Origin of the sequence: Pseudomonas sp. GR 6-02 (assembly GCF_001655615.1) — a bacterium.
Classification (GTDB): domain Bacteria; phylum Pseudomonadota; class Gammaproteobacteria; order Pseudomonadales; family Pseudomonadaceae; genus Aquipseudomonas.
Map to the genome: position 1 here is coordinate 1,650,496 of NZ_CP011567.1, position 23,617 is coordinate 1,674,112.

Here is a 23,617-nt window from a genome sequence, read left to right on the forward strand (position 1 = left end):
CAACCATCAAAGGACTGTTGCGCTGTGAGCATAAATCTTCCCCTGCCGCTGCTCGGTGAAATGGCGATTTTCGTCAAGGTTGTCGAAACCGGCAGTTTCTCCGAAGCGGCGCGTCAGTTGGGGTCTTCCCCCTCGGCGGTGAGTCGCAGCATTTCGCGGCTGGAGAAGGCGCTTGCCACGCGTTTGTTGCAACGAACCACGCGCAAGCTACGCCTGAGCGACGGAGGCGAAGAGGTGTTCAAGCGCTGCCAGGAGATGGTCAGCGCGGCGAAGTCGGTGATGGAAATCAGCGGTCAGTTCACCCAGGAAGCGGAAGGGCTGGTGCGCGTCAGCGTGCCCAAGGCCGTCGGGCGATTTGTGATTCATCCACATATGCCGGAGTTTCTGCGGCGTTATCCCAAAGTGGATGTGGAGTTGTTGCTCGAGGACCGCCAGGTGGATTTGATCGATGACAACGTCGACCTGGCCATCCGTATTACCGATCGGCCCCCTGCGGGGCTGGTGGGGCGCCAATTGCTGACCATCGACCATTTGCTCTGCGCCACGCCGCAGTACCTGGCCGAGCACGGCACACCGACTCATCCCCACGACTTGCTCAATCACAGCTGCATCTATCTGGGCGAAACCCCGAGCGATGCGCGCTGGAAGTTCAAGAAAGGCAGTAAAGCCGTGACCGTCGGCGTGCGCGGACGTTACGCCGCCAATCACACGGGCGTGCGATTGGGCGCGGTATTGCAACACATCGGGATCGGTAGCCTGCCGTACTTCACCGCCCGTTATGCGCTGGAACAGGGGCTGATTGTGCAGGTATTACCGGACTGGACCTTTCTGGCGTCCTACCACGGAGGCGCCTGGCTGCTGCATTCGCCCACCCGCTATCTGCCGCCCAAGTTACGGGTATTCATCGACTATCTGGTGGAATGCCTGGAGAAGGAGCCGACCTTGAGCAATCCGGGCAAGCCAAGCGCGATGGGCAAGGGCGCGGCAGCGTATGAGTTGCCGGAGAGTGATGGGTTGTTTTGATCTTTACCCGGCCAACAAAAAAGGCCCGCATGATTAACCATGCGGGCCTTTTGCGTTACTGATTGGAGATCAGTGCTTGCTGTCCTGGTTCGACATCGCCAGCAGCTGTTTTTCCTGATTCCAGTCGAACGGTTCATCGTTCTGTTCGGCTTCGAAGCGACGTTCTTCCAGTGCCTGGTACAGGTCGATTTCATCATCGGGCATGTAGTGCAGGCAGTCACCGGCGAAGTACCACAGCAGATCGCGCGGCACCAGGTGGGCGATTTGCGGATAGCGGGTGATGATCTGGCACAGGATGTCCTGGCCCAGGTATTGGCTTTCGATCGGGTCGACCGGCAGCAACGCACGCAGTTCGTCGAAGCGCTCCAGGAACAAGGCATGGCTTTCTTCGGGAACCTGTTCGGCCTCACCTACGGCGACCAGGATACTGCGCAGGTGGTCGAGCAAGACGAGATGATCGGCAACGACATTGGACACGAGATAAGTCCTCAAGAGCAAAACGGGCGCAGGAGTATAAAGCTCCCGCGCCCCTTTTTCACAGGGTAAAGCGCCCCATGATGGTAAGGCGACACACGGTCCTCTGGATTAGCGGACCTTGCCCTTGCCCAGCACCAGCACCTCTTTATCGAAATCATCGACGTCGATCACCTTGCGCCGCGCCACCTCCACCTCACGCAAGGTCTCCGCTTCAACCGGTTGCAAGACGCCAGCCTCCAGTGCGGCATCGATGACAGACTCCCCGACAGTGGGTTTGACCTGGCGACTTCTCAGCGCCGTGTTGAGTTTTTTCTGTAGCGGTTTGGCGGCGTTCAGCAAGTCGCAGGCGTGCTGCAAGGCGCCGACCGGATCCTCTATCGATTGCGGGCGATAGCAGCCCGCCAATAACTCCTCAAGGGTCGGGTCGCCCTTGGCGCGGCCGAGGACTGCGGCGACTTTGGCCGCCAGTCTGTCCGACGGGCCTCTGTGCCGGCGACCGAACGGGAACACCAGTACCCGCAGCAGGCAGCCGAGTACCTTGTTCGGAAAGTTGGTCAGCAGTTCGTCCAGCGCACGTTCGGACTGGCCGAGGCTCTCTTCCATCGCCCAGGCGAACAACGGACGCATATGCTCCGGCGAATCGAGATCGTGATATCGCTTGAGCGCAGCGGAAGCCAGATACAGGTAGCTGAGCACATCGCCCAGACGTGCGGACAAGCGTTCGCGGCGTTTCAGGTCGCCGCCCAGCAGCATCATGCATTGGTCTGCAAGCATGGCAAATGCCGCGGCCTGACGGTTGAGGGCGCGCACGTAGCGTTGGCTGAGCTTGTCCCCGGGCATGTGTTCGAAATGCCCGAAGCCAAGGTTCAGCACCAGGGTGCTGGCGGCGTTGCTCACGGCAAAACCAATGTGATTGAGCAGCAGGGCGTCGAATTCGATCAACGCCTGTTGTTTGTCTTCGCGGTGGACAAGGGCCATTTCCTTGAGCACGAACGGATGGCAGCGAATAGCGCCCTGGCCGAAGATCATCAGGTTGCGTGTCAGGATGTTCGCACCTTCGACCGTGACGGAAATGGGCGCACCTTGCCAGCTACGCGCGAGATAGTTGTTCGGGCCCATGATGATGGCCTTGCCGCCGTGAACATCCATGGCGTGGCTGATGCACTCGCGACCGCGTTCGGAGAGGTGGTATTTGATGATGGCGGAGGGCACCGACGGCTTTTCGCCGAGGTCGACGGCGTTGGCGGTGAGCATCCGCGCGCTGTCCATCAGCCAGGTACTGCCGCCGATCCGCGCCAGTGCTTCCTGAATCCCTTCGAAGGCTGACAGCGGTGCGTTGAATTGCTCGCGAACCTGCGCATATTGGCCTGTCACCAGGCTGCTGAACTTGCCCGCGGCGGTACCGATGGCAGGCAGCGAAATGGAACGCCCGACCGACAGGCAGTTCATCAGCATCATCCAGCCTTCGCCGAGCATTTCCTGACCGCCAATGATGAACTCCAGCGGTATGAACACATCCTTGCCGGCGTTCGGGCCGTTCATGAAGGCGGCGCCCAGCGGCAAGTGACGGCGACCGATGTCTACACCGGGTGTCTGGGTTGGAATCAAGGCGAGACTGATCCCCAGGTCGACTTTGTCACCCAATAGATGGTCCGGGTCATAGGCCTTGAAGGCCAGGCCGATCAAGGTCGCCACCGGACCGAGGGTGATGTAGCGTTTTTCCCAGTTCAGGCGCAAGCCAAGGGTTTCCTGGCCTTCCCATTCACCTTTGCAAATCACCCCGGTGTCGGTCATGCCCCCGACGTTGGAACCGGCCATCGGGCCTGTCAGGGCAAAGCAGGGGATATCGTCGCCGCGGGCCAGCCGTGGCAGGTAATGATTGCGTTGTTCGTCGGTGCCGTAGTGCAGCAGCAGTTCCGCCGGGCCGAGGGAGTTGGGCACCATGACGGTGGAGGCCAGGTCACCGCTGCGGGTCGCCAGTTTCATCGCGATCTGGGAGTGCGCATAAGCCGAGAAGCCTTTGCCGCCGTACTCCTTGGGAATGATCAGGGCAAAAAAGCCATGCTGCTTGATGTGATCCCAGGCCTTGGGCGGCAGATCCATCAACTGGCCGATCTGCCAATCGCTGACCATGGCGCAGAGCTCTTCGGTCGGGCCATCGATAAACGCCTGTTCCTCTTCACTCAGTTGCGCTTTTGGATAGGCCAGCAGCTTGTTCCAGTCAGGACGACCGCTGAACAGCTCGCCATCCCACCAGACCGTGCCGGCTTCAATGGCTTCACGCTCGGTTTGCGACATGGGCGGCAGGTTTTTTTGAAACCAGTTGAATATGGGCGCCGTGAACAGTTTTCGGCGCAGGTCCGGCAGCAACAGGGGGGCGGCCACGGCCGCGAGCAACACCCAGAAAATCAGCAGCAGCCAGACGGGGGCATGGCTCGCATGTCTGAAGATGCCCATCGCCAGCAGATAGACAGCGATGATGCCCAAAGCGGGCAGAGGCGCGGTGCGGCGATGTGCCAGCCAGGCAATCCCGACCACCAGAACCAGTATCCACAACAGCAGCATAATTAATTCTCCTGAAGCCAGGGGCAAAACCACTCTCAGAGCTTAGACGGCATCCATAAAAGTGGGTGGTCGGAGCGATCGGGTTGAGCTTGTAGGACGAAACGGCCGGACTTCGTCAGTTATTTCGATGGAGGGCTCGTCAACAGGGCGGGCAAGCGCTGATATTTGGCCGAAACGTCGTTATCTCTGTGCTGAAGGTGTCGCTAGACTCGTGGCTTCCCCCAGGAGATAGCTCCCATGCACGCGTATCTGAGCCCCGGCCGCTTCATCGACAGTGACCATCCCTCGGTGGTGGAGTTCGCCGAAAAACATCGTGGCGCCGGGCGCGATCCGCAGGAGCAGGCGATCAATCTCTATTACGCCGTGCGCGAGGCCGTGCGCTACAACCCCTACACCTTCAGCCGTGATCCGCAGACCTTGCGCGGCAGCTATGCGCTGGCGGCCGGGGAGAGTTATTGCGTGCCCAAAGCCACGCTGCTGGCAGGTTGCGCTCGGCATTGCGGGATCCCGGCGCGTATCGGTCTGGCGGATGTGCGCAATCACCTGTCGACGCCGCGCCTGCTCGAACTGCTCAAGAGTGATGTGTTCGCCATGCACGGCTACACCGAGCTTTATTTGAACGAGCGTTGGGTTAAAGCCACGCCGGCTTTCAATCAACAACTCTGCGAGCTGTTCAATGTCGCGCCGCTGGAATTTGACGGGATCAATGACAGTGTGTTCCATCCCTTCAACCGTGACGGCGAGCAGTTGATGGAGTACCTGGTTGATCACGGCCAGTTCACCGATGTGCCTGAAGCGTTCTTTTTCGAGCACCTCGAAAAGTGCTATCCGCATTTGTTCGGCGAGTGGCTGCCGCTGCAACTGGGTGACATGCAGAGCGATTTGAGTCGCGCCTGATCCGGCGTATGCTGCCTGCGCATTCATCCAACAAGGGGCGGTCATGCTGAAAATCTGGGGTCGGAAAAATTCGTCGAATGTCAGAAAACCGTTGTGGGCCGCCGAAGAGCTGGGCCTGGCCTATGAAGCCATCGATGCCGGCGGTGCCTTTGGCGTGGTCGACACGCCTGAGTACCGGGCGATGAATCCCAACGGTCGCGTGCCGGTGATCGAAGACGACGGCTTCGTGCTGTGGGAATCCAACACCATCGTGCGTTACCTGGTGGCTCGCCATGCCAGCGGCACTGCCTGGTATCCGACGGACCTGCAAGCCCGTGCCTCGGCCGAAAAGTGGATGGACTGGACCACCTCAAGTTTTGCCGCGCCGTTTCGCACGGTGTTCTGGGGCGTGTTGCGCACCCCGCAAGAGCAGCAGGACTGGCCGGCCATCAAAGCTGCGATCAAGGAGTGCGACGATCTGCTGTCGATGGCCGATCAAGCGTTGGCGGTTAAGCCATACCTGTCGGGCGATGAGATCGGCATGGGCGACATTCCCTTGGGCAGCTTCATTTATGCCTGGTTCGAGATGCCGATCGAGCGCGCGCCGCTGCCACATCTAGAAGCCTGGTACGCACGGTTGAAACAGCGTCCGGCGTATCGCAAAGCCGTCATGACCGCGTTGACTTAATACTCACTATCAACACGCGTGACTGTACTTGTGTGGCGGCGACAAGCACCATTGCGCTCATGCGCCGCGGTTGCATTGCTCGCCGCCCGCCCTTATTTATTCCTTTCTTCCCTTCCTGGTGCGTAAATCCGATATGAGTTCCGCTCTGTCCATCCGGCAGCTAACCAAAACCTACGGCAACGGTTTCCAGGCCTTGAGTGGTATCGATCTGGACGTCGCCGAAGGTGACTTTTTCGCTTTGCTCGGCCCGAATGGCGCCGGCAAATCCACGACCATCGGCATTATCTCGACCTTGGTGAACAAAACCAGCGGCACGGTGAATGTGTTCGGTCACGACCTGGACAAGGAACCAGCGGCGCTCAAGCGCTGCATTGGTGTGGTGCCCCAGGAGTTCAACTTCAACCAGTTCGAAAAGACCTTCGACATCGTCGTGACCCAGGCCGGTTACTACGGCATCCCGGCGAGAATCGCCAAGGAACGCGCCGAGCAGTACCTGACCCAACTGGGGTTGTGGGACAAGCGCGATGTGCCGTCACGCTCCCTGTCCGGCGGCATGAAGCGCCGACTGATGATCGCCCGGGCGCTGGTTCACGAGCCACGCCTGCTGATCCTCGACGAACCGACGGCGGGGGTGGACATCGAATTGCGTCGCTCGATGTGGACCTTCCTCACTGAACTGAACAAGAAAGGCATCACCATCATCCTCACCACCCACTACCTGGAGGAGGCTGAGCAGTTGTGCCGCAACATCGGCATCATCGACCACGGCACCATTGTCGAGAACACCAGCATGAAGCAGTTGCTCAGCCAACTGCATGTCGAGACGTTCCTGCTGGACCTGAAGAACACCTTGCAAGTGGTGCCGCAGTTGCTTGGTTACCCGGCCAAACTGATCGACAGTCATACCCTGGAAGTCCAGGTCGACAAGGCCATGGGCATTACCGCGCTGTTTACCCAGTTGGCGCAGCAGAACATCGAAGTGTTGAGCCTGCGTAACAAAACCAATCGCCTCGAGGAGTTGTTCGTGTCCCTGGTGGAGAAAAATCTGTCGAAGGTGGCGGTATGAGTTCCGAGCTGCAACCCAACCTCGTCGCCCTCAATACCATCGTTTACCGTGAGGTCAAGCGCTTCACCCGGATCTGGCCGCAGACTTTGCTGCCGCCAGCCATCACCATGGTTCTGTACTTTGTGATCTTCGGCAATCTGATCGGTCGGCAGATCGGCGGCATGGGTGGCTTCACGTACATGGAGTACATCGTGCCGGGGCTGATCATGATGTCGGTGATCACCAACTCCTATGGCAACGTGGTGTCGAGTTTCTTTGGCAGCAAGTTCCAGCGCTCCATCGAAGAACTGATGGTGTCGCCGGTGTCGCCCCATACGATTCTGATCGGCTACACCCTGGGCGGCGTGCTGCGCGGGTTGATGGTCGGGCTCATCGTGACGCTGCTGTCGCTGTTCTTCACCACGCTACAGGTGCATCACCTGGGCGTGACCGTTCTGGTGGTGCTGCTGACGGCGACGATCTTCTCGTTGCTGGGTTTCATCAACGCGGTATTTGCACGCAATTTCGATGACATCTCGATCATCCCGACCTTCGTGCTGACACCGCTGACGTACCTGGGCGGGGTGTTCTACTCGATCAGCTTGTTGCCACCGTTCTGGCAGACCGTTTCGCTGGCCAACCCGGTGCTGCACATGGTCAACGCCTTCCGTTACGGCATTCTTGGCGTGTCGGACATCAAGATCAGCGTGGCGATCGCTTTCATGCTGGTAGCGACTGTTGTGCTGTACATCGGTTGTGCGCGGCTGCTGGTGAGTGGGCGCGGGATGCGTACCTGATCAAGACCGTGTCACGGCCTTCGCGGGCAAACACCGCAAAAAGAAACGGCCTCCCAAGTGGAGGCCGTTTTTCATTCCTGCATCCGGCTGCGCTTACGCCGTGCCCACTGCCGACTCACCCACCAGCGCCAATACATCATCACCAGACAATAAGCCAACGCCCCAAGCACCAGCCCCGTTACCACCGAACCCAGTAAAAACGGTTGCCACAAAGTCGAGAGCTCGCCGCTGATCCATGCCCAGGTCAACTCGTCCGGCAAGCTCCTGGCGGGGACGTCCATCAACCAGGCGCCGGTCTGGTAGGTGCAGAAGAACACCGCCGGCATGGTGATCGGGTTGGTCAGCCAGACCAGGCTGACCGCTATCGGCATGTTGCCGCGCACTACGATGGCGAGGATGGCCGCCAACAGCATTTGCAACGGGATGGGCAGGAACGCCGCGAACAGGCCGACGGCCATGGCCCGCGCGACGGAATGACGATTGAGGTGCCAGAGGTTCGGGTCATGCAGCAGGGTGCCAAGAAAGCGTAAGGATTTGTGTTCCCTGATGCTGGTCGGGTCTGGCATGTAGCGTTTGAATAAGCGCCGGGGCATAAGGCTTCTCGGTCGGTTAAGGCGGCAAGTATGTCTGGATTCTACGAACCGCCCATTCAGACTTTGTGACAATTGTTAACGACGCCTGTGCGGCGCGACGGCTAAGCCTAGGGAGGGGACTCTCAAGGACGGGCTTATGCGCACAGGGATGATGGCGCTGGCGTTGGGTCTGCTGGCCCTGCGTTTTTTGCCGGCACTGCCGCCGGCAGGGTTGTGGCTGTTGTTGCCGGTAGTGGGTTTGATGTTGTTGCCGTTTCGAACCTTTCCACTGGCATTTTGGTTGTTTGGCTTCAGTTGGGCGTGTGCGAATGCGCAGTGGGCGCTGGATGATCGCCTGGCGCTGAAGCTCGATGGCGAGACTCGCTGGGTCGAAGGCCGGGTTACCGGGTTGCCGCAGCAGGCCGAGGGTGTAGTGCGTTTCGAACTGACAGACAGTCAGTCGCGTCGCACCCAACTGCCCCGGCACCTGCGTCTGGCCTGGTATGGCGGGCCGCCCGTCAACAGTGGCGAGCGGTGGCGGCTGGCAGTCAAATTGAAGCGTCCTGCCGGGCTGCTCAACCCTCATGGTTTTGATTACGACGCCTGGTTGCTGGCCCAACGTATTGGCGCCACTGGGACCGTCAAGGACGGTCAGCGACTGGGGCAAGCGCAGTGGGCCTGGCGCGACGGCATTCGTCAGCGTTTGCAGGCCGTGGATGCGCACGGGCGAACGGGAGCGCTGACGGCGTTGGTGCTGGGGGACGGCGCCGGGCTGAGCCGTGAGGACTGGCAGGTGCTGCAAGACACCGGCACCGTGCATCTGTTGGTGATTTCCGGGCAACACATTGGTTTGCTGGCGGGGCTGGTGTATCTGCTGATCGCCGGGCTGGCGCGCTATGGCTTATGGCCTAGGCGCTTGCCGTGGCTGCCATGGGCGTGTGGGCTGGCGTTCGCGGCGGCGCTCGGTTATGGGCTGCTGGCCGGTTTCGAGGTGCCGGTGCGTCGGGCCTGCCTGATGATTGGTCTGCTGTTGTTGTGGCGGCTACGGTTTCGTCACCTCGGCGCCTGGTGGCCGCTGTTGCTGGCGCTTGACGGTGTTTTGCTGCTGGACCCGCTGGCAAGCCTGCAACCGGGTTTCTGGTTGTCCTTTGCGGCAGTAGCGGTGCTGATTTTCACCTTTGGCGGGCGATTGGGCCCGTGGCGTTGGTGGCAAACCTGGACCCGTGCCCAATGGCTGATCGCAATCGGTCTGTGCCCGCTGCTGTTGGTACTGGGGTTGCCGATCAGTCTCAGCGGGCCGCTGGCCAATCTTCTGGCGGTGCCCTGGATCAGCCTGCTGGTCTTGCCGCCGGCCTTGCTCGGAACGCTGCTGTTGGCCGTTCCCTATGTGGGCGAGGGGTTACTGTGGTTGGCTGGCGGTCTGATCGACCTTTTGTTCAAGGGGCTGGCGTTGGTGGCCGGGCAATTGCCCGCGTGGGTGCCGGTGGCGGTTCCGTTGTGGGTTTGGGCGTTCGGCGCACTGGGCGCATTTCTGCTGTTACTGCCACCGGGCGTGCCGTTGCGCCCGCTGGGCTGGCCGATGTTGCTGTTGCTGGTTTTTGCGCCCCGGCACACGCTGCCTGAAGGCGTCGCCGAAATCTGGCAGCTGGATGTCGGCCAGGGGTTGGCCATTCTGGTGCGCACCCGCCATCACACTCTGCTGTATGACGCCGGGCCACGGTTCGGCGATATCGACTTGGGTGAGCGGGTGGTGTTGCCAACATTGCGCAAACTGGGGGTGAATGGACTTGATTTGATGCTGATCAGCCATGCCGACGCCGATCACGCCGGCGGTGCGCGAGCGATTGCCAGCGGTGTGCCGGTGACTCGGGTACTGAGTGGCGACCCACTGGCCCTGCCGGACGAGCTACATGCCGAGGGCTGCGAGAGCGGTCAACAGTGGACCTGGGACGACGTGCGGTTCCAGCTCTGGCAGTGGTCGTCGGCCAGCGACAGCAATCAGAAATCCTGCGTGCTGCAGATCGAAGCCAACGGCGAGCGGTTGCTGCTGACCGGCGATATCGATACCGCGGCCGAGCGGGTGCTGCTCGACAGTCCACTGGCGGTGCCGACGGACTGGTTGCAGGCCCCGCACCACGGCAGTCGCAGCTCATCTTCGATGGCGTTGCTCAGCGCTCTGCTGCCTAAAGCGGTGCTGATTTCCCGTGGCAACGGTAATTCTTTCGGTCATCCCCATCCCACAGTCGTGGCGCGTTATCAAAAGCGTGGCATGGCGATCTACGACAGCGCCGAGCAGGGTGCCATTCGTCTACAACTGGGGCGCTTCAAACCACCTTGGACGATGCTTCAGGAACGGCGTTTCTGGCGCGATCCGCCAGTATTGCGCCAGTAGCCCGCGTCATTAAAGCCCGACCGGATGCGACATCGCGGTCTTCGGTGCGCCCACCCCCTATGTTAGAGTGGCGCACTTTTTCGAGGGGACTGTCACTGTGTGGGAATTGGTCAAATCCGGCGGCTGGATGATGCTGCCGATCATTCTGAGTTCCATCGCGGCCATGGCGATCGTCGCCGAGCGTCTCTGGACCCTGCGCGCCAGCCGCGTGACCCCGGAGCACTTGCTCGGGCAGGTCTGGGTCTGGATCAAGGACAAGCAACTCAATAAAGAAAAACTCAAGGAGTTGCGCGCCAACTCTCCGCTGGGCGAGATCCTCGCTGCCGGTCTGGCGAACTCCAAGCATGGTCGCGAGATCATGAAAGAGTGCATCGAAGAGGCCGCCGCGCGGGTGATTCATGAGCTCGAACGTTACATCAACGCCTTGGGCACCATCGCCGCCATGGCTCCGTTGCTGGGGCTGCTGGGTACGGTGCTGGGCATGATCGATATTTTCAGTGCGTTCATGGGCACGGGCATGGGCACCAACGCCGCGGTGCTGGCCGGGGGTATTTCCAAGGCCTTGATCACCACCGCCGCGGGCCTGATGGTCGGTATCCCGGCCGTGTTCTTCCACCGTTTCCTGCAACGCCGGATCGATGAGCTGGTGGTGGGCATGGAGCAAGAGGCGATCAAACTGGTCGAGGTTATTCAGGGCGATCGCGACGTGGACCTGGCCGAGGGTAAAGCGTGAAGTTCCGTCGTAAACCACGGGAAACGGTAGACATCAACCTCGCGTCGCTGATCGACGTGGTGTTTATCCTGTTGCTGTTTTTCGTCGTGACCACCACCTTCACCCGTGAAACCCAGTTGCGCGTCGACCTGCCGGAAGCGGTCAGCGGCTCCCCGGCCGAAGACCAGCAGCTCAAGCAACTGGACATCGCCATCAGCGCCGACGGGGCGTATTCGGTCAATAACCAGCTGTTGCCGAAGAACGACCTCACCAGCCTGATGGAAGCGCTACAGAAAGAATCCAATGGCGACACCAATCTGCCGTTGTCCATCAGCGCCGATGGCAAAACCCCCCATCAGTCCGTCATCACCGCGATGGACGCTGCCGGCAAGCTCGGTTTCAGCCACTTGCGCATGACCACTGTCGAGGCGGCGCCGGCGTCCTGATGGCCATGTCCGATCGATTGCTCGCCGCATGGTACGAAGGTCATCCGGCGTTGAAGCTGTTGCAGCCTCTTGAATGGCTGTATCGACGCGTGGTCAATGGCAAGCGCGAGCGCTTTTTGGCGGGCGAGGGCGAGATCTATCAGTCGCCGGTGCCGCTGATCGTGGTCGGCAACATCACGGTGGGCGGCACAGGCAAGACGCCGCTGATTCTGTGGATGATCCAGCACTGCCAGCGCAGCGGTCTGCGGGTCGGAGTGGTCAGCCGTGGTTACGGCGCCAAACCGCCGCAATTGCCGTGGCGGGTCGCGGCGGATCAAGGCGCGGACGTGGCGGGCGATGAGCCGCTGTTGATCGTCCAGCGCACCGGCGTGCCGCTGATGATCGACCCGGACCGCAGCCGTGCGGTCAAAGCCTTGCTGGCGAGTGAGCCGCTGGACCTGATCCTTTCCGACGACGGTATGCAGCATTACCGGCTGGCTCGAGACCTGGAACTGGTGCTGATCGACGCCGCTCGCGGCTTGGGCAACCGCCGTTGTCTGCCCGCCGGACCATTGCGCGAACCGGTCGAGCGCCTGCAAAGCGTCGATGCAGTGCTGTACAACGGCGCTGCCAATGATCGCGAAGACGGTTTTGCCTTTCAATTGCAACCCACCGAACTGGTCAACCTGCACAGCGGCGAACGGCGGCCTCTGGACCACTTTCCCGCCGGTCAGGCCCTGCACGCCGTGGCCGGGATCGGCAATCCCCGGCGTTTCTTCACGACCCTCGAAACGCTACACTGGCGGCCAGTGCCCCATGCATTTGCCGACCACGCCGAATACAGCGTGCAGGCCTTGAATTTCACACCGTCATTGCCAGTGGTGATGACAGAAAAGGACGCGGTGAAGTGCCGTGCCTTCGCCGCCGCCGATTGGTGGTACCTGGCGGTCGATGCTGCGCCATCGCCGGCCTTCGTGGCCTGGTTCGATACGCAGCTGATGCGCCTGTTGCCGGCTCGTCTTTTGCCTTAACTCCGTTTCTATCCAGGGAATGTACATGGACACCAAATTGCTCGACATCCTCGCTTGCCCGGTCTGCAAAGGCCCGCTCAAGCTCAGCGCCGACAAAACCGAGCTGATCAGCAAGGGCGCCGGCCTCGCGTACCCGATTCGCGACGGCATCCCGGTGATGCTCGAAAGTGAAGCGCGCACCCTGACCACCGATGAGCGTCTGGATAAATGACCACAGCCTTTACCGTTGTCATTCCATCGCGTTACGCCTCCACCCGCTTGCCGGGCAAGCCGCTGCTGCTGATCGCCGGCAAGCCGATGATCCAGCACGTCTGGGAACAGGCGAGCAAAAGCAGCGCCCAGCGCGTGGTGGTTGCCACTGACGATGCGCGCATCGTCGAGGCCTGCAAGGGCTTTGGTGCCGAAGTGGTGCTGACTCGCGAAGATCACAACTCCGGAACTGACCGCCTGGCTGAAGTTGCGGCGAAACTGGGCCTGGCCCCGGACGCGATCGTGGTCAATGTTCAGGGCGACGAGCCGTTGATCCCGCCAAGCGTGATCGATCAGGTCGCCGCCAACCTGGCTGCTCACACCGAAGCACGCATGGCCACCCTGGCCGAGCCGATCGAAGACGTCGAAACCCTGTTCAACCCCAATGTGGTCAAAGTGGTCAGCGACCTCAATGGCCTGGCGCTGACCTTCAGTCGTGCCACCTTGCCGTGGGCTCGGGACGCGTTTGCCAAGAGCCGCGAGCAATTGCCGGAAGGCGTGCCATATCGCCGCCACATCGGCATTTATGCTTACCGTGCCGGCTTCCTTCAGGACTTCGTCACCTGGGGCCCGTGCTGGCTGGAAAACACCGAGTCTCTGGAACAGCTGCGTGCCCTCTGGCACGGCGTGCGGATTCACGTCGCCGATGCGCTGATCGCACCGCCCACCGGCGTCGACACCGTTGAAGATCTCGAGCGCGTTCGTCGCCTGCTGGAGGCCTGATGCGGGTTCTGTTCGTCTGCCTGGGCAACATCTGCCGTTCCCCCACGGCTGAGGGCGTATTGCGGCACAAGCTGCGTGAGGCGGGGCTGGCCGATCAAGTCGAAGTGGCTTCTGCCGGCACCGGTGACTGGCACGTCGGCAAGGCCCCGGACAAGCGCAGCCAGGCTGCGGCGAAACTGCGCGGCTACGACCTGTCCGCCCAGCGCGCCCAGCAAGTGACCCGCGCCGATTTCGCCACTTACGACCTGATTCTGGCGATGGACAACAGCAACCTGCGCCACCTCAAGACCATGCAACCGGCCAAGGGCAAGGCCGAGCTGGATTTGTTCCTGCGTCGCTACCAGTCGGAAGTCGATGAAGTGCCGGATCCTTATTACGACGGCGACCAAGGCTTCGAACAGGTACTGGACCTGATCGAGCGCGCCAGCGATCTGCTGGTGATCGAATTGAAGGGACGGCTATGAGTTTGCAGGTTCAACCCCGGGTTTCGCTCAAACCGTACAACAGCTTTGGCGTGGACGTTCAGGCGCGGCTGTTTGCCGAAGCCCATAGCGATGCCGACGTGCGCGAAGCCCTGGCCTACGCGGTGGAACACGAAGTGCCGGTGCTGGTGATCGGTGGTGGCAGCAATTTGTTGCTGACCGCCGATGTGCCGGCACTGGTGTTGCGCATGGCCACACGGGGGATTCGCCTGCTGAGCGATGACGGCAACCAGGTGGTGATCGAAGCCGAGGCGGGCGAGCCGTGGCACCCGTTTGTGCAACACACCCTGGCGCAAGGGTGGTCGGGGCTGGAAAACCTCAGCCTGATCCCCGGCACCGTCGGCGCGGCACCGATGCAGAACATCGGCGCTTACGGTGTCGAGATAAAGGACGTATTCGCCGGCCTGACAGCCCTCGATCGCCAGACCGGCGAGCTGCGGGACTTCACACTGGCCGAGTGCAACTTTGCCTACCGCGACAGCCTGTTCAAACAGGAGCCGGGGCGCTGGTTGATCCTGCGGGTGCGTTTCACCCTCACGCGCACCGCGCACCTGCACCTGGAATACGGCCCGGTGCGTCAGCGCCTGACCGAGCAGGGTATTGATCACCCGACGCCGACCGACGTCAGCCAGGCCATTTGCAGCATCCGCAGCGAAAAACTCCCGGACCCGGCGGTGCTCGGCAATGCCGGCAGCTTCTTCAAGAATCCGTTGGTGCCCGCCGCACTTGTGGCACAACTCAAGGGTGAATACCCGGATCTGGTGGCGTATGCGCAGCCCGATGGGCAAATGAAGCTGGCGGCGGGCTGGCTGATCGAACGCGCCGGCTGGAAAGGCTTTCGCGACGGCGATGCCGGTGTGCATAAATTACAGGCGCTGGTGCTGGTCAACTACGGCAGCGCAACGGGCCTGCAATTGCTGAATCTGGCGCAGCGCATTCAGAAAGACATTGCAGAGCGTTTCAAGGTCGACCTGGAAATGGAACCCAACCAGTATTGAGGCTACGCTTCAGGCTGATTAAAAAGCCCTGCACATTTTCAAATGTGCAGGGCTTTTTTGTTAATGCTCAGTTAACTTAGCCAGCTAACGATGCAAGCATTTGCTCCATCAAAGGCCCGGTGCAGACGTCGCGTCTACATAAGAGAGCCGATTAGCCTGAGTCGATCTGCGTGTAGTGAACCGCGAACCCCAAGCGGCAGATTGCTCGACCCCATAACCTCTATAACTATGCGGGCGTGCCCATGATTACCCTGAAACTCAATGGTCAAGATCATCAACTCGATGTCACCGAGGACATGCCGCTGCTCTGGGCGATCCGTGACGTGGCTGGCTACAACGGCACCAAATTCGGCTGCGGCATGGGCCTGTGCGGCGCCTGCACCATTCATATCGACGGCGCGCCAGCGCGCAGTTGCATCACACCGATCGGCTCGGTGGTCGGCCAGAACGTCAGCACCATCGACAACCTGCACGCCGACCCGGTGGGCAAAGTCGTCCAGCAAGCCTGGCTCGACAGCGCCGTGGCTCAGTGCGGTTATTGCCAGGGTGGACAGATCATGTCGGCCACCGCGCTGCTGAAAACCAACCCGAACCCCAGCGACGAGCAGATTGAAGAGGCGATGGTCGGCAATATTTGCCGTTGCGGCACCTACAACCGGATCAAGACCGCCATCCGCCAGGCATCCACTTACCTGAAGGAGGCCAAGGCATGAGCCAGCTACCGAATGATTTTGCGCTGAGTAATCTCAGCCGCCGCGGTTTCCTCAAGGGCGTGGGCGCCACCAGTGCGCTGGTGCTGGCCGCCAGTTGGGGCTGGCAGGATGCATTAGCCGCCGAAAAAGAGCAGAAATTCGGTGCCGACGGCATGCCCAACGGCTGGATCGATGATCCGAAGGTTTACATCAGCATCGCCGCCGATGGCAGCGTGACGGTGATTTGCAACCGTTCGGAAATGGGCCAGGGCGTGCGCACCAGTCTGTCCATGGTGGTGGCCGATGAACTGGAAGCCGACTGGGCACAGGTCAAAGTGCAACAGGCGCCGGGCGATGAAGTACGTTTCGGCAATCAGGACACCGACGGCTCGCGCAGCATGCGTCATTGGTACGAGCCGATGCGCCGTTGCGGTGCTGCCGCGCGGACCATGCTTGAGCAAGCTGCTGCCGCGCAATGGAAAGTGCCGGTCAGCGAGTGCCATGCGCAACTGCACAAGGTCATCCATAAATCGACTGGCCGTGAATTGGGCTACGGCGCGTTGGCCGCAGCAGCCAGTGCGCTTACGGTGCCGGCTCGCGACAGCCTGCGGCTCAAGCAGCCGTCGGAGTTTCGCTACATCGGCAAGGAAGGCACCAAGGCCATCGACGGTGCGGACATCGTCAACGGTCGCGCGGTCTACGGCGCCGATGTGCATTTCGACGGCATGCTTTTCGCCACCATCGCCCGTCCGGCGGTCTACGGCGGCAAGGTCAAATCCTTCGATGCCAGCGCTGCGATGAAAGTCCCGGGGGTGATCAAGGTTCTGCAAATCGAAAGCCGTCCATTGCCGTCCGAGTTCCAGCCTCTTGGCGGTGTGGCTGTGGTGGCCAGCAACACCTGGGCGGCGATCAAGGGCCGCGAAGCGCTGAAGATCGAGTGGGATGACGGCCCCAACGCCAGTTACGACTCGATCGCCTACCGCAAGGAACTCGAAGCCGCGTCGCTCAAGCCCGGCAAAGTGGTGCGCAACACCGGCAACATCGACCAGGCCATGAGCGCTGCCGACAGCACCCTTGAAGCTTCTTACTATCTGCCGCACCTGGCGCAATCGCCGATGGAGCCGATGGTCGCCATCGCCCGTTTCAAGGACGGTGTGTGTGAGGCCTGGGCGCCAAGCCAGGCGCCGCAAGTCACCCGCGAGCGGATTGGCGAGCGCCTGGGCATTCCGTTCGATAACGTCACGTTCAACGTCACCTTGCTCGGCGGCGGTTTTGGTCGTAAGTCCAAGCCGGACTTCGTGGTTGAAGCGGCGATCCTGGCCAAGGAATTCCCGGGCAAAGCGGTGCGGGTGCAGTGGACCCGTGAAGACGACATCCACCACTCGTATTTCCACACCGTGTCTGCCGAATACCTCAAGGCCAGTCTGAACAAGGACGGCTTGCCGTCTGGCTGGCTGCACCGCACGGTGGCGCCAAGCATCACCGCGCTGTTCGCGCCGGGGATGAACCATGAAGCGGCTTTCGAGCTGGGCATGGGTTTTACCAACATGGCTTATGCGATCCCCAGCGTGCGCCTGGAAAACCCTGAAGCAGCGGTCCACACGCGGGTCGGCTGGTATCGCTCTGTGTCGAACATCCCTCATGGCTTTGCGATTCAGAGCTTTGTCGATGAACTGGCGCATAAGGCCGGCCAGGACCCGCTCAAATACCAGATCAAGCTGCTTGGCCCGGACCGTCAGATCGATCCGCGTACCTTGAGTGAAGAGTGGAACTACGGCGAATCCCCCGAGCGGTATCCGATCGATACCGCGCGGATGCGCACCGTGCTGGAAACCGCCGCTAAAGCCGCCGGATGGGGGCGTAAGCTACCCAAGGGCCGTGGCTTGGGCCTGGCGGTGCATTACAGCTTTGTCACTTATGTGGCAGCCGTGATCGAAGTCGAAGTCAAAGACGATGGCACGCTGATCGTGCACAAAGCCGACATCGCCGTGGATTGCGGCCCGCAGATCAACCCCGAGCGAATTCGCTCGCAGTTCGAAGGCGCCTGCGTCATGGGCCTGGGCAACGCGGTGCTGGGGGAAATCAGCTTCAAGGACGGCAAGGTCCAGCAGGACAACTTCCACATGTACGAAGTGGCGCGCATGTCCCTGGCACCGAAGGAAGTCGCCGTGCACCTGGTCACGCCACCGGGCAATGTACCGTTGGGCGGGGTCGGTGAGCCGGGCGTGCCGCCGATTGCGCCAGCGCTGTGCAACGCGATCTTCGCGGCCACCGGCAAGCGCATCCGTGACTTGCCGGTTCGCTATCAGCTGCAAGGCTGGCAGAAGGCTGGCGCCTGATGGATAGCGTCGATCTGAACGTCCTGCGCAGCGTGCTGGAATGGCGCCGCGCCGGTCAGCGGGTGATGTTGTACAGCGTGGTTCAGACCTGGGGTACCGCGCCCCGGGCACCTGGCGCCATGCTCGCCTTGCGTGGCGATGGCGTAGTGATTGGCTCGGTGTCCGGTGGCTGTGTCGAGGATGACCTGATTGCCCGGCTGCACGATGGCCGTATCCCGGCCGATGGGCCTCCGGTGCAGTTGATTACTTATGGCGTCACTCGTGAGGAGGCCGCGCGGTTTGGTTTGCCCTGCGGCGGCACGTTGCGCCTGACCGAGGAGCGCGTCGGCGATCCGGCGTGGGTCGCCCAGTTGCTGGCGCGCTGCGAGGCGCATGAAATTGTTGCGCGCTCGCTGGATATTGCGACCGGTGAAGTGGTTCTGCAGCCGGCGAACAAGCACGATGTGCTGAGTTTTGATGGCAACACACTGCGCGCCATTTACGGCCCGCGTTGGCGATTGTTGTTGATCGGCGCGGGGCAGCTATCGCGGTATGTCGCCGAGATGGCACGGCTGCTGGATTTCGAAGTGCTGATCTGCGATCCGCGCACCGAGTTCGTCTACGGCTGGGAAGAACAACACGGTCGCTTCGTTCCGGGCATGCCCGACGAAGCAGTGCTGACCATCCAGACCGACGAACGCACCGCCATCGTCGCGCTCACCCACGATCCGCGCCTGGATGACATGGCGCTGCTCACGGCCCTGGATTCCAGGGCATTTTATGTCGGTGCGCTGGGTTCGCGAGTCAACAGTCAGAAGCGCCGGGACAACCTGGCTCAGCTAGGCTTGTCCCAACAGGCCATCGAACGCTTGCACGGCCCGATCGGCTTGCACATCGGCAGCCATACTCCGGCGGAAATCGCTTTGTCGCTGCTGGCCGAGATTGTGGCGATCAAGAACGGCATCGAGCTCAAGCAGAAGAGGCCGTTGCAGGAGGGCGTATGAGTGACTCCATTGGCGTTATCGTTCTAGCCGCCGGGCAGGGCAGCCGGTTTCGACAGGTAGCGGGTGACGATAAGGACAAGTTGCTGGTGGACTGCACCGCCCGTGATGGCATCACCGTGCACTCAATGATCGAGCAGGTGCTGGTGAATCTGCCAGCCACACTCGAGAAGCGTGTGCTGGTCACCACCGCGGACCGCCCGCAAGTGATTCGCATGGCGCAGGCTTATGGTTGCGAGATTGTGCGAATCGAGACGACCGGCCTGGGCGACAGCATTGCGGCGGGTGTGGCGGCCTGTTCGCACCTCGGTGGCTGGCTGATCATGCTGGGGGATATGCCGTTTATCCTGCCGTCGAGCATTGAGCAGGTCGTCGCGGCCATTGCGGATGACACCATCAGCGTGCCGGTGCATGAAGGGCAATATGGGCATCCGGTGGGGTTCGGGCGAAGCTTCGGTCCGGGATTGATGGCGTTGACCGGCGATCAGGGCGCCAAATCACTGTTTGCGCAGGCGAGGGTGGTCGAGGTGGCGGTGGAGGATCCGGGTGTGTTGTGGGATGTGGACATACCAGAGAGGTTGGTCTTCGCCTGATGCACCGCCATCGCGGTTTTCCTGCGAAGCAACCGACATAAAAAAGCCCCGCCTGGGATCACCAGGCGGGGCTTTTTAGTGGCCGATGGAATCAGGCGAGGGGTTTAGGCTCGTGCTCTTTTTCCAGGGCTTGCTCGTGTTGCTCTACCGCTTCCTGTACGGAGCGCGGTGCTTCGTCGATCACGGATTCAACCGGCTCGGCAGACACTTCAGCGGCCGGGGCAGGGGCTGCCTCGACGACTTCAGCAACAACCGGTGCTGGCTCGGCAGCGGCCGGAGCAGCAGCGGCAGCCAGTTCGGCTTCCTTCTGCAGACGCTCGGCTTCACGCTTGCGACGACGTACTTCACGTGGGTCGTTCGGCGCACGGCCACTTGGAGTCAGAGCGCTGACAGGGGCAGCTTCGACCACGGGTGCAGCTTCGGCAGCCACCGGTGCTTCAAGCAGCGGAGCAGGCTCGGCAGCCGCAACCACTGGCTCGGAGACCGTGGCTTCAGCCGCTGGGGCTTCAGCAACCGGAGCCTCAGCGACTGGCGCTGGAGCTTCGACAGCAACCGGTGGCTCGGCAACCCAGTTGAACGTGGTTTGTTCTTCACGAACTTCGCGAACTTCACGTGCCGGTTCAGCCACTGGTGCTTCAACGACAGGTTCTGCAGCAACCACTGGTTCGGCGGCAGCTTCAACTTCCGGCTGTGCTTCACGAACCGGGGCCACTTCGATTTCCGGAGCGGCGATGACTTCCACCGGCGTGGTCGCTTCAACCACTGGCGCTTCAACCGGAGCGGTTTCCAGAGTGGCAGCAGTAGCGCGTTCGGCTTGCTCGTTGGCTTGTGCTTCAGCAGGTGCGCTGATCACGGTGCTGGCAACGGCTGCGGTAACAGCCAGGCCGGCGGCCAGATCGGCAGCGCTTGGGGCTTCGGCGTTTTCAGCGGATTCGGATTCTTCCGAACCTTCGATCACGTTGCCGTTGGCATCGCGCTGACGCTCACGACGGTTGCTGCGACGACGCTGGCCACGGGAGCGGCGGCGTGGACGATCGCCTTCGGCGACTTCCTGACCGTCTTCCTGCAGTTGCTCTTCGTTGGTTGGCAGCTCTTCTTCGGCAGCGGCAGCCGCGGCTTGCTCGGTGCGTGGTTGACGTTCTTCACGCGGTGGGCGTGGAGCGCGCTCTTCGCGTGGCTGACGGGCCGGACGCTCTTCAGCGGTGGCAGCGGCGGCCGGAGCGGCATCCAGAGGCTCGCGCAGTTCACGAACCGGACGTTCTTCACGCTCGCCACGAGGCTTGCGATCTTCACGCGGTGCGCGCGGTGCACGTTCTTCACGAGGGGCACGTGGAGCGCGTTCTTCGCGGGCGACTGCTGGCGTTTCTTCGCGGGCTTCGCGTGGTTGACGCTCTTCGCGTGGCTCACGTGGTGCGCGCTCTTCACGCGGTGCACGTTCCTCACGAGGCTTGCGCTCTTCATCGCGGCGACCGTTACGGTTGCGGCTCTGCTGACGACCGTTGCGACGCTCTTCGTTGCGGGCAGGGCGCTCGGTAGTCGCTGGTTTTTCAACCACGACCGGCGCAACTGGCTCTTCCTTGGTCGCGAACAGGCTGATCAGCGACTTCACCAGGCCCTTGAACAGGCTTGGCTCAGGCGCGGCAACCGGCGCAGCTACTGGGGCGGCGACGACTTCGGTCGGCACCGGAGCATTGGCGCGAGCCGGTGCAGTCTTGACTGCGGCTTCCTGGCGAACCAAGGTGCGGGTCGCGGCGGCTGGCTGGACTTCTTCGACTTCCGCAGCGGCAGCAGCGATCTCGTAGCTGGACTGGTTGATGCTGGCTTCCGGGCTGTCATCACGCAGACGCTGAACTTCGAAGTGCGGCGTTTCGAGGTGATCGTTCGGCAGAATGACGATGCGGGCGCGGGTGCGCAGTTCGATCTTGGTGATCGAGTTGCGTTTTTCGTTGAGCAGGAACGCTGCCACCGGGATCGGCACTTGTGCGCGAACTTCGGCGGTGCGGTCTTTCAGGGCTTCTTCTTCGATCAGGCGCAGGATCGCCAGCGACAGCGATTCAACGTCACGGATGATGCCGGTGCCGTTGCAACGCGGGCAAACGATGCCGCTGCTTTCGCCCAGCGATGGACGCAGGCGCTGACGGGACATTTCCAGCAGGCCGAAGCGCGAGATGCGACCGACTTGCACGCGGGCGCGGTCGGCTTCCAGGCATTCGCGGACTTTCTCTTCCACGGCGCGCTGGTTCTTGGCAGGGGTCATGTCGATGAAGTCGATGACGATCAGGCCGCCGATGTCGCGCAAGCGCAACTGACGGGCGATTTCTTCGGCGGCTTCAAGGTTGGTCTGCAGAGCGGTTTCTTCGATGTCGCTGCCTTTGGTGGCGCGCGCCGAGTTGATGTCGATGGACACCAGGGCTTCGGTCGGATCGATGACGATGGAGCCGCCGGAAGGCAGTTCGACGACGCGCTGAAAGGCGGTTTCGATCTGGCTTTCGATCTGGAAGCGGTTGAACAGCGGAACGCTGTCTTCGTACAGCTTGATCTTGCTGGCGTACTGCGGCATCACCTGGCGAATGAAGGTCAGGGCTTCGTCCTGGGCTTCAACGCTGTCGATCAGCACTTCGCCGATGTCCTGGCGCAGGTAATCGCGAATGGCGCGGATGATCACGTTGCTTTCCTGGTAGATCAGGAACGGCGCGGCGCGGTCCAGCGAGGCTTCTTTGATGGCGGTCCAGAGTTGCAGCAGGTAGTCGAGGTCCCACTGCATTTCTTCGCTGCTGCGGCCAAGGCCGGCAGTGCGAACGATCAGACCCATGTCGGCCGGGGCAACCAGGCCGTTGAGGGCTTCACGCAGTTCGTTGCGCTCTTCACCTTCGATGCGACGGGAGATACCGCCGGCACGCGGGTTGTTCGGCATCAGAACCAGGTAACGACCGGCCAGGCTGATGAAGGTGGTCAGGGCGGCGCCCTTGTTGCCACGTTCTTCTTTTTCGACTTGAACGATGACTTCCTGGCCTTCGCTCAGGACGTCCTTGATGTTGACGCGGCCTTCGGGAGTTTTCTTGAAGTATTCGCGGGAGATTTCTTTGAGGGGCAGGAAGCCGTGGCGCTCAGAGCCGAAATCGACAAAGGCAGCCTCAAGGCTTGGTTCGATGCGAGTAATCCGGCCTTTATAGATGTTGGCCTTCTTCTGCTCGCGTGCACCGGATTCGATGTCCAGGTCGTAGAGGCGTTGGCCATCTACCAGTGCAACACGCAACTCTTCAGGTTGAGTCGCGTTAATCAGCATTCTTTTCATGTAGTACCGTCGGTTTCCGGGCTGCCGGAAACGGCGTTCGGCACACACGACTTCTCACGGTCGGTGTCAGGTGCGTCGGGAGCGGTTGGCCATTCCCGTGTCCAGCGATGTCCGACCAATTGGGCCGGTATCGCGACGTACGCGTCCTGCTTGCTGTGGCTACTTAAGCACTCAGTCAGGAGGAGGAATCAACCGGCGGCTGTGGACGAGATGAAGCGTCTTGATAAAGCCTATTGCTACACAGTCCAGCGGTTGTGCATCTCCACCCTACACGTATCCCTGATAATTCGGGTGCTGCCGCGCGCAGAATCCGCAGCGGGTTGGCATTTACCGTGAGCTCCGAAAGGGGAGGTCACGCATCATGGCTAATTTAGGCGTTGTTTCCGAAGCGTTCGCTCGGGGTCGTTTGCAGCTGACTGCACTTTGTGAACTGGCCGTGAATATTTGCTCGGAAGGCGAGTGAAAACTCTGCTTTGCGGCATGATTCAGGCCTTATGTCACCTGCGCTTGTTACAACTGCAAACTCTGCCGTTACGTAGCGAAAGCCCCGTAGGACGGCCTCTCGTCCTCGTGAATTGCGTTGGTCAGGGCCGGTTTTTGACCGTTAGTCCGCTGTCCAGGCCACTTTTGGCGGCGTTCGCGACTATAGCAGCAATGATTAAG

At 61.3% G+C, this 23,617-nt stretch carries 21 protein-coding genes; 17 read left to right on the forward strand and 4 right to left on the reverse strand.

Features of this window, described 5'->3' with window-relative positions:
- Positions 1–24: 24 nt before the first annotated feature.
- Positions 25–1,023 (forward strand): LysR family transcriptional regulator, encoded by a 999-nt coding sequence (locus PGR6_RS07190; protein WP_064616565.1) that lies wholly within the window; start codon positions 25–27, stop codon positions 1,021–1,023.
- A gap of 69 nt (positions 1,024–1,092) precedes the next feature.
- Here the strand turns inward: PGR6_RS07190 and PGR6_RS07195 are convergent, their stop codons facing one another.
- Together PGR6_RS07195 and PGR6_RS07200 are read right to left on the reverse strand one after the other, a co-directional pair.
- Complete coding sequence (locus tag PGR6_RS07195; RefSeq protein ID WP_007938686.1) at positions 1,093–1,500, reverse strand: PA2817 family protein; 408 nt, start codon at positions 1,498–1,500, stop codon at positions 1,093–1,095.
- A gap of 108 nt (positions 1,501–1,608) precedes the next feature.
- Positions 1,609–4,065 (reverse strand): acyl-CoA dehydrogenase, encoded by a 2,457-nt coding sequence (locus PGR6_RS07200; RefSeq protein ID WP_064616567.1) that lies wholly within the window; start codon positions 4,063–4,065, stop codon positions 1,609–1,611.
- 237 nt (positions 4,066–4,302) lie between these two features.
- Here PGR6_RS07200 and PGR6_RS07205 point away from each other — a divergent pair, with 237 nt between their 5' ends.
- The 4 genes from PGR6_RS07205 to PGR6_RS07220 all read left to right on the forward strand — a co-directional run bounded on the left by PGR6_RS07205 (position 4,303) and on the right by PGR6_RS07220 (position 7,471).
- Positions 4,303–4,962, forward strand: a complete 660-nt coding sequence (locus PGR6_RS07205) for a transglutaminase-like domain-containing protein (protein ID WP_064616568.1) — start codon at positions 4,303–4,305, stop codon at positions 4,960–4,962.
- Between the two features lie 43 nt (positions 4,963–5,005).
- Positions 5,006–5,629 carry a glutathione S-transferase family protein gene (locus PGR6_RS07210; RefSeq protein WP_018926240.1) on the forward strand — a complete coding sequence of 208 codons (624 nt, stop codon included), beginning with the start codon at positions 5,006–5,008 and terminating at the stop codon, positions 5,627–5,629.
- A gap of 133 nt (positions 5,630–5,762) precedes the next feature.
- On the forward strand, positions 5,763–6,695 hold the full coding sequence (locus PGR6_RS07215; protein ID WP_064616570.1) for an ABC transporter ATP-binding protein: 933 nt from the start codon (positions 5,763–5,765) through the stop codon (positions 6,693–6,695).
- Complete coding sequence (locus PGR6_RS07220) at positions 6,692–7,471, forward strand: ABC transporter permease (protein WP_018926238.1); 780 nt, start codon at positions 6,692–6,694, stop codon at positions 7,469–7,471. Before PGR6_RS07215 ends, PGR6_RS07220 begins: the two co-directional genes overlap by 4 nt.
- A 71-nt stretch (positions 7,472–7,542) precedes the next feature.
- On the opposite strand, the gene PGR6_RS07225 is transcribed toward PGR6_RS07220, so the two are convergent.
- Complete coding sequence (locus tag PGR6_RS07225; protein ID WP_018926237.1) at positions 7,543–8,064, reverse strand: DUF2062 domain-containing protein; 522 nt, start codon at positions 8,062–8,064, stop codon at positions 7,543–7,545.
- 136 nt (positions 8,065–8,200) lie between these two features.
- Here PGR6_RS07225 and PGR6_RS07230 point away from each other — a divergent pair, with 136 nt between their 5' ends.
- The 12 genes from PGR6_RS07230 to PGR6_RS07285 all read left to right on the forward strand — a co-directional run bounded on the left by PGR6_RS07230 (position 8,201) and on the right by PGR6_RS07285 (position 19,659).
- Positions 8,201–10,435 carry a DNA internalization-related competence protein ComEC/Rec2 gene (locus PGR6_RS07230; RefSeq protein ID WP_064616572.1) on the forward strand — a complete coding sequence of 745 codons (2,235 nt, stop codon included), beginning with the start codon at positions 8,201–8,203 and terminating at the stop codon, positions 10,433–10,435.
- 97 nt (positions 10,436–10,532) lie between these two features.
- Complete coding sequence (locus PGR6_RS07235; protein WP_007941964.1) at positions 10,533–11,168, forward strand: MotA/TolQ/ExbB proton channel family protein; 636 nt, start codon at positions 10,533–10,535, stop codon at positions 11,166–11,168.
- The gene (locus PGR6_RS07240; protein WP_018926235.1) at positions 11,165–11,593 is read left to right on the forward strand and encodes an ExbD/TolR family protein; all 429 of its coding nucleotides are present in this window, start codon (positions 11,165–11,167) and stop codon (positions 11,591–11,593) included. The genes PGR6_RS07235 and PGR6_RS07240 overlap by 4 nt, the downstream gene beginning before the upstream one ends.
- A complete protein-coding gene (lpxK, locus tag PGR6_RS07245) occupies positions 11,593–12,603 on the forward strand; it encodes a tetraacyldisaccharide 4'-kinase (RefSeq protein ID WP_064616574.1) in 1,011 nt (336 codons plus the stop codon). The genes PGR6_RS07240 and lpxK overlap by 1 nt, the downstream gene beginning before the upstream one ends.
- A 25-nt stretch (positions 12,604–12,628) precedes the next feature.
- Positions 12,629–12,814 (forward strand): Trm112 family protein, encoded by a 186-nt coding sequence (locus PGR6_RS07250; protein WP_003179363.1) that lies wholly within the window; start codon positions 12,629–12,631, stop codon positions 12,812–12,814.
- Positions 12,811–13,575 (forward strand): 3-deoxy-manno-octulosonate cytidylyltransferase, encoded by a 765-nt coding sequence (kdsB, locus tag PGR6_RS07255; RefSeq protein ID WP_018926233.1) that lies wholly within the window; start codon positions 12,811–12,813, stop codon positions 13,573–13,575. The genes PGR6_RS07250 and kdsB overlap by 4 nt, the downstream gene beginning before the upstream one ends.
- Complete coding sequence (locus PGR6_RS07260; RefSeq protein WP_018926232.1) at positions 13,575–14,039, forward strand: low molecular weight protein-tyrosine-phosphatase; 465 nt, start codon at positions 13,575–13,577, stop codon at positions 14,037–14,039. The genes kdsB and PGR6_RS07260 overlap by 1 nt, the downstream gene beginning before the upstream one ends.
- Entirely contained in the window at positions 14,036–15,055 is a 1,020-nt protein-coding gene (gene murB / locus PGR6_RS07265) for a UDP-N-acetylmuramate dehydrogenase (RefSeq protein ID WP_064616576.1), read from the forward strand. The genes PGR6_RS07260 and murB overlap by 4 nt, the downstream gene beginning before the upstream one ends.
- A gap of 242 nt (positions 15,056–15,297) precedes the next feature.
- Entirely contained in the window at positions 15,298–15,768 is a 471-nt protein-coding gene (locus tag PGR6_RS07270) for a (2Fe-2S)-binding protein (RefSeq protein WP_064616578.1), read from the forward strand.
- Positions 15,765–18,086, forward strand: coding sequence for a xanthine dehydrogenase family protein molybdopterin-binding subunit (locus tag PGR6_RS07275; RefSeq protein WP_064616580.1), 2,322 nt, complete (start codon positions 15,765–15,767; stop codon positions 18,084–18,086). Before PGR6_RS07270 ends, PGR6_RS07275 begins: the two co-directional genes overlap by 4 nt.
- On the forward strand, positions 18,086–19,069 hold the full coding sequence (locus PGR6_RS07280; protein WP_018926228.1) for an XdhC family protein: 984 nt from the start codon (positions 18,086–18,088) through the stop codon (positions 19,067–19,069). Before PGR6_RS07275 ends, PGR6_RS07280 begins: the two co-directional genes overlap by 1 nt.
- The gene (locus PGR6_RS07285; protein WP_018926227.1) at positions 19,066–19,659 is read left to right on the forward strand and encodes a nucleotidyltransferase family protein; all 594 of its coding nucleotides are present in this window, start codon (positions 19,066–19,068) and stop codon (positions 19,657–19,659) included. The genes PGR6_RS07280 and PGR6_RS07285 overlap by 4 nt, the downstream gene beginning before the upstream one ends.
- A 91-nt stretch (positions 19,660–19,750) precedes the next feature.
- Here the strand turns inward: PGR6_RS07285 and rne are convergent, their stop codons facing one another.
- Entirely contained in the window at positions 19,751–22,954 is a 3,204-nt protein-coding gene (rne, locus tag PGR6_RS07290; protein WP_064616582.1) for a ribonuclease E, read from the reverse strand.
- Between the last annotated feature and the right edge of the window lie 663 nt (positions 22,955–23,617).

Bases quoted from the DNA above. Each gene is read 5' to 3' on its own strand.
- PGR6_RS07200 (WP_064616567.1), bottom strand. From the start codon at position 4,065: ATGCTGCTGTTGTGGATACTGGTTCTGGTGGTCGGGATTGCCTGGCTG.
- PGR6_RS07205 (WP_064616568.1), top strand. From the start codon at position 4,303: ATGCACGCGTATCTGAGCCCCGGCCGCTTCATCGACAGTGACCATCCC.
- PGR6_RS07210 (WP_018926240.1), top strand. From the start codon at position 5,006: ATGCTGAAAATCTGGGGTCGGAAAAATTCGTCGAATGTCAGAAAACCG.
- PGR6_RS07215 (WP_064616570.1), top strand. From the start codon at position 5,763: ATGAGTTCCGCTCTGTCCATCCGGCAGCTAACCAAAACCTACGGCAAC.
- PGR6_RS07220 (WP_018926238.1), top strand. From the start codon at position 6,692: ATGAGTTCCGAGCTGCAACCCAACCTCGTCGCCCTCAATACCATCGTT.
- PGR6_RS07225 (WP_018926237.1), bottom strand. From the start codon at position 8,064: ATGCCCCGGCGCTTATTCAAACGCTACATGCCAGACCCGACCAGCATC.
- PGR6_RS07230 (WP_064616572.1), top strand. From the start codon at position 8,201: ATGCGCACAGGGATGATGGCGCTGGCGTTGGGTCTGCTGGCCCTGCGT.
- lpxK (WP_064616574.1), top strand. From the start codon at position 11,593: ATGGCCATGTCCGATCGATTGCTCGCCGCATGGTACGAAGGTCATCCG.
- PGR6_RS07250 (WP_003179363.1), top strand. From the start codon at position 12,629: ATGGACACCAAATTGCTCGACATCCTCGCTTGCCCGGTCTGCAAAGGC.
- kdsB (WP_018926233.1), top strand. From the start codon at position 12,811: ATGACCACAGCCTTTACCGTTGTCATTCCATCGCGTTACGCCTCCACC.
- PGR6_RS07260 (WP_018926232.1), top strand. From the start codon at position 13,575: ATGCGGGTTCTGTTCGTCTGCCTGGGCAACATCTGCCGTTCCCCCACG.
- murB (WP_064616576.1), top strand. From the start codon at position 14,036: ATGAGTTTGCAGGTTCAACCCCGGGTTTCGCTCAAACCGTACAACAGC.
- PGR6_RS07270 (WP_064616578.1), top strand. From the start codon at position 15,298: ATGATTACCCTGAAACTCAATGGTCAAGATCATCAACTCGATGTCACC.
- PGR6_RS07275 (WP_064616580.1), top strand. From the start codon at position 15,765: ATGAGCCAGCTACCGAATGATTTTGCGCTGAGTAATCTCAGCCGCCGC.
- PGR6_RS07280 (WP_018926228.1), top strand. From the start codon at position 18,086: ATGGATAGCGTCGATCTGAACGTCCTGCGCAGCGTGCTGGAATGGCGC.
- PGR6_RS07285 (WP_018926227.1), top strand. From the start codon at position 19,066: ATGAGTGACTCCATTGGCGTTATCGTTCTAGCCGCCGGGCAGGGCAGC.
- rne (WP_064616582.1), bottom strand. From the start codon at position 22,954: ATGAAAAGAATGCTGATTAACGCGACTCAACCTGAAGAGTTGCGTGTT.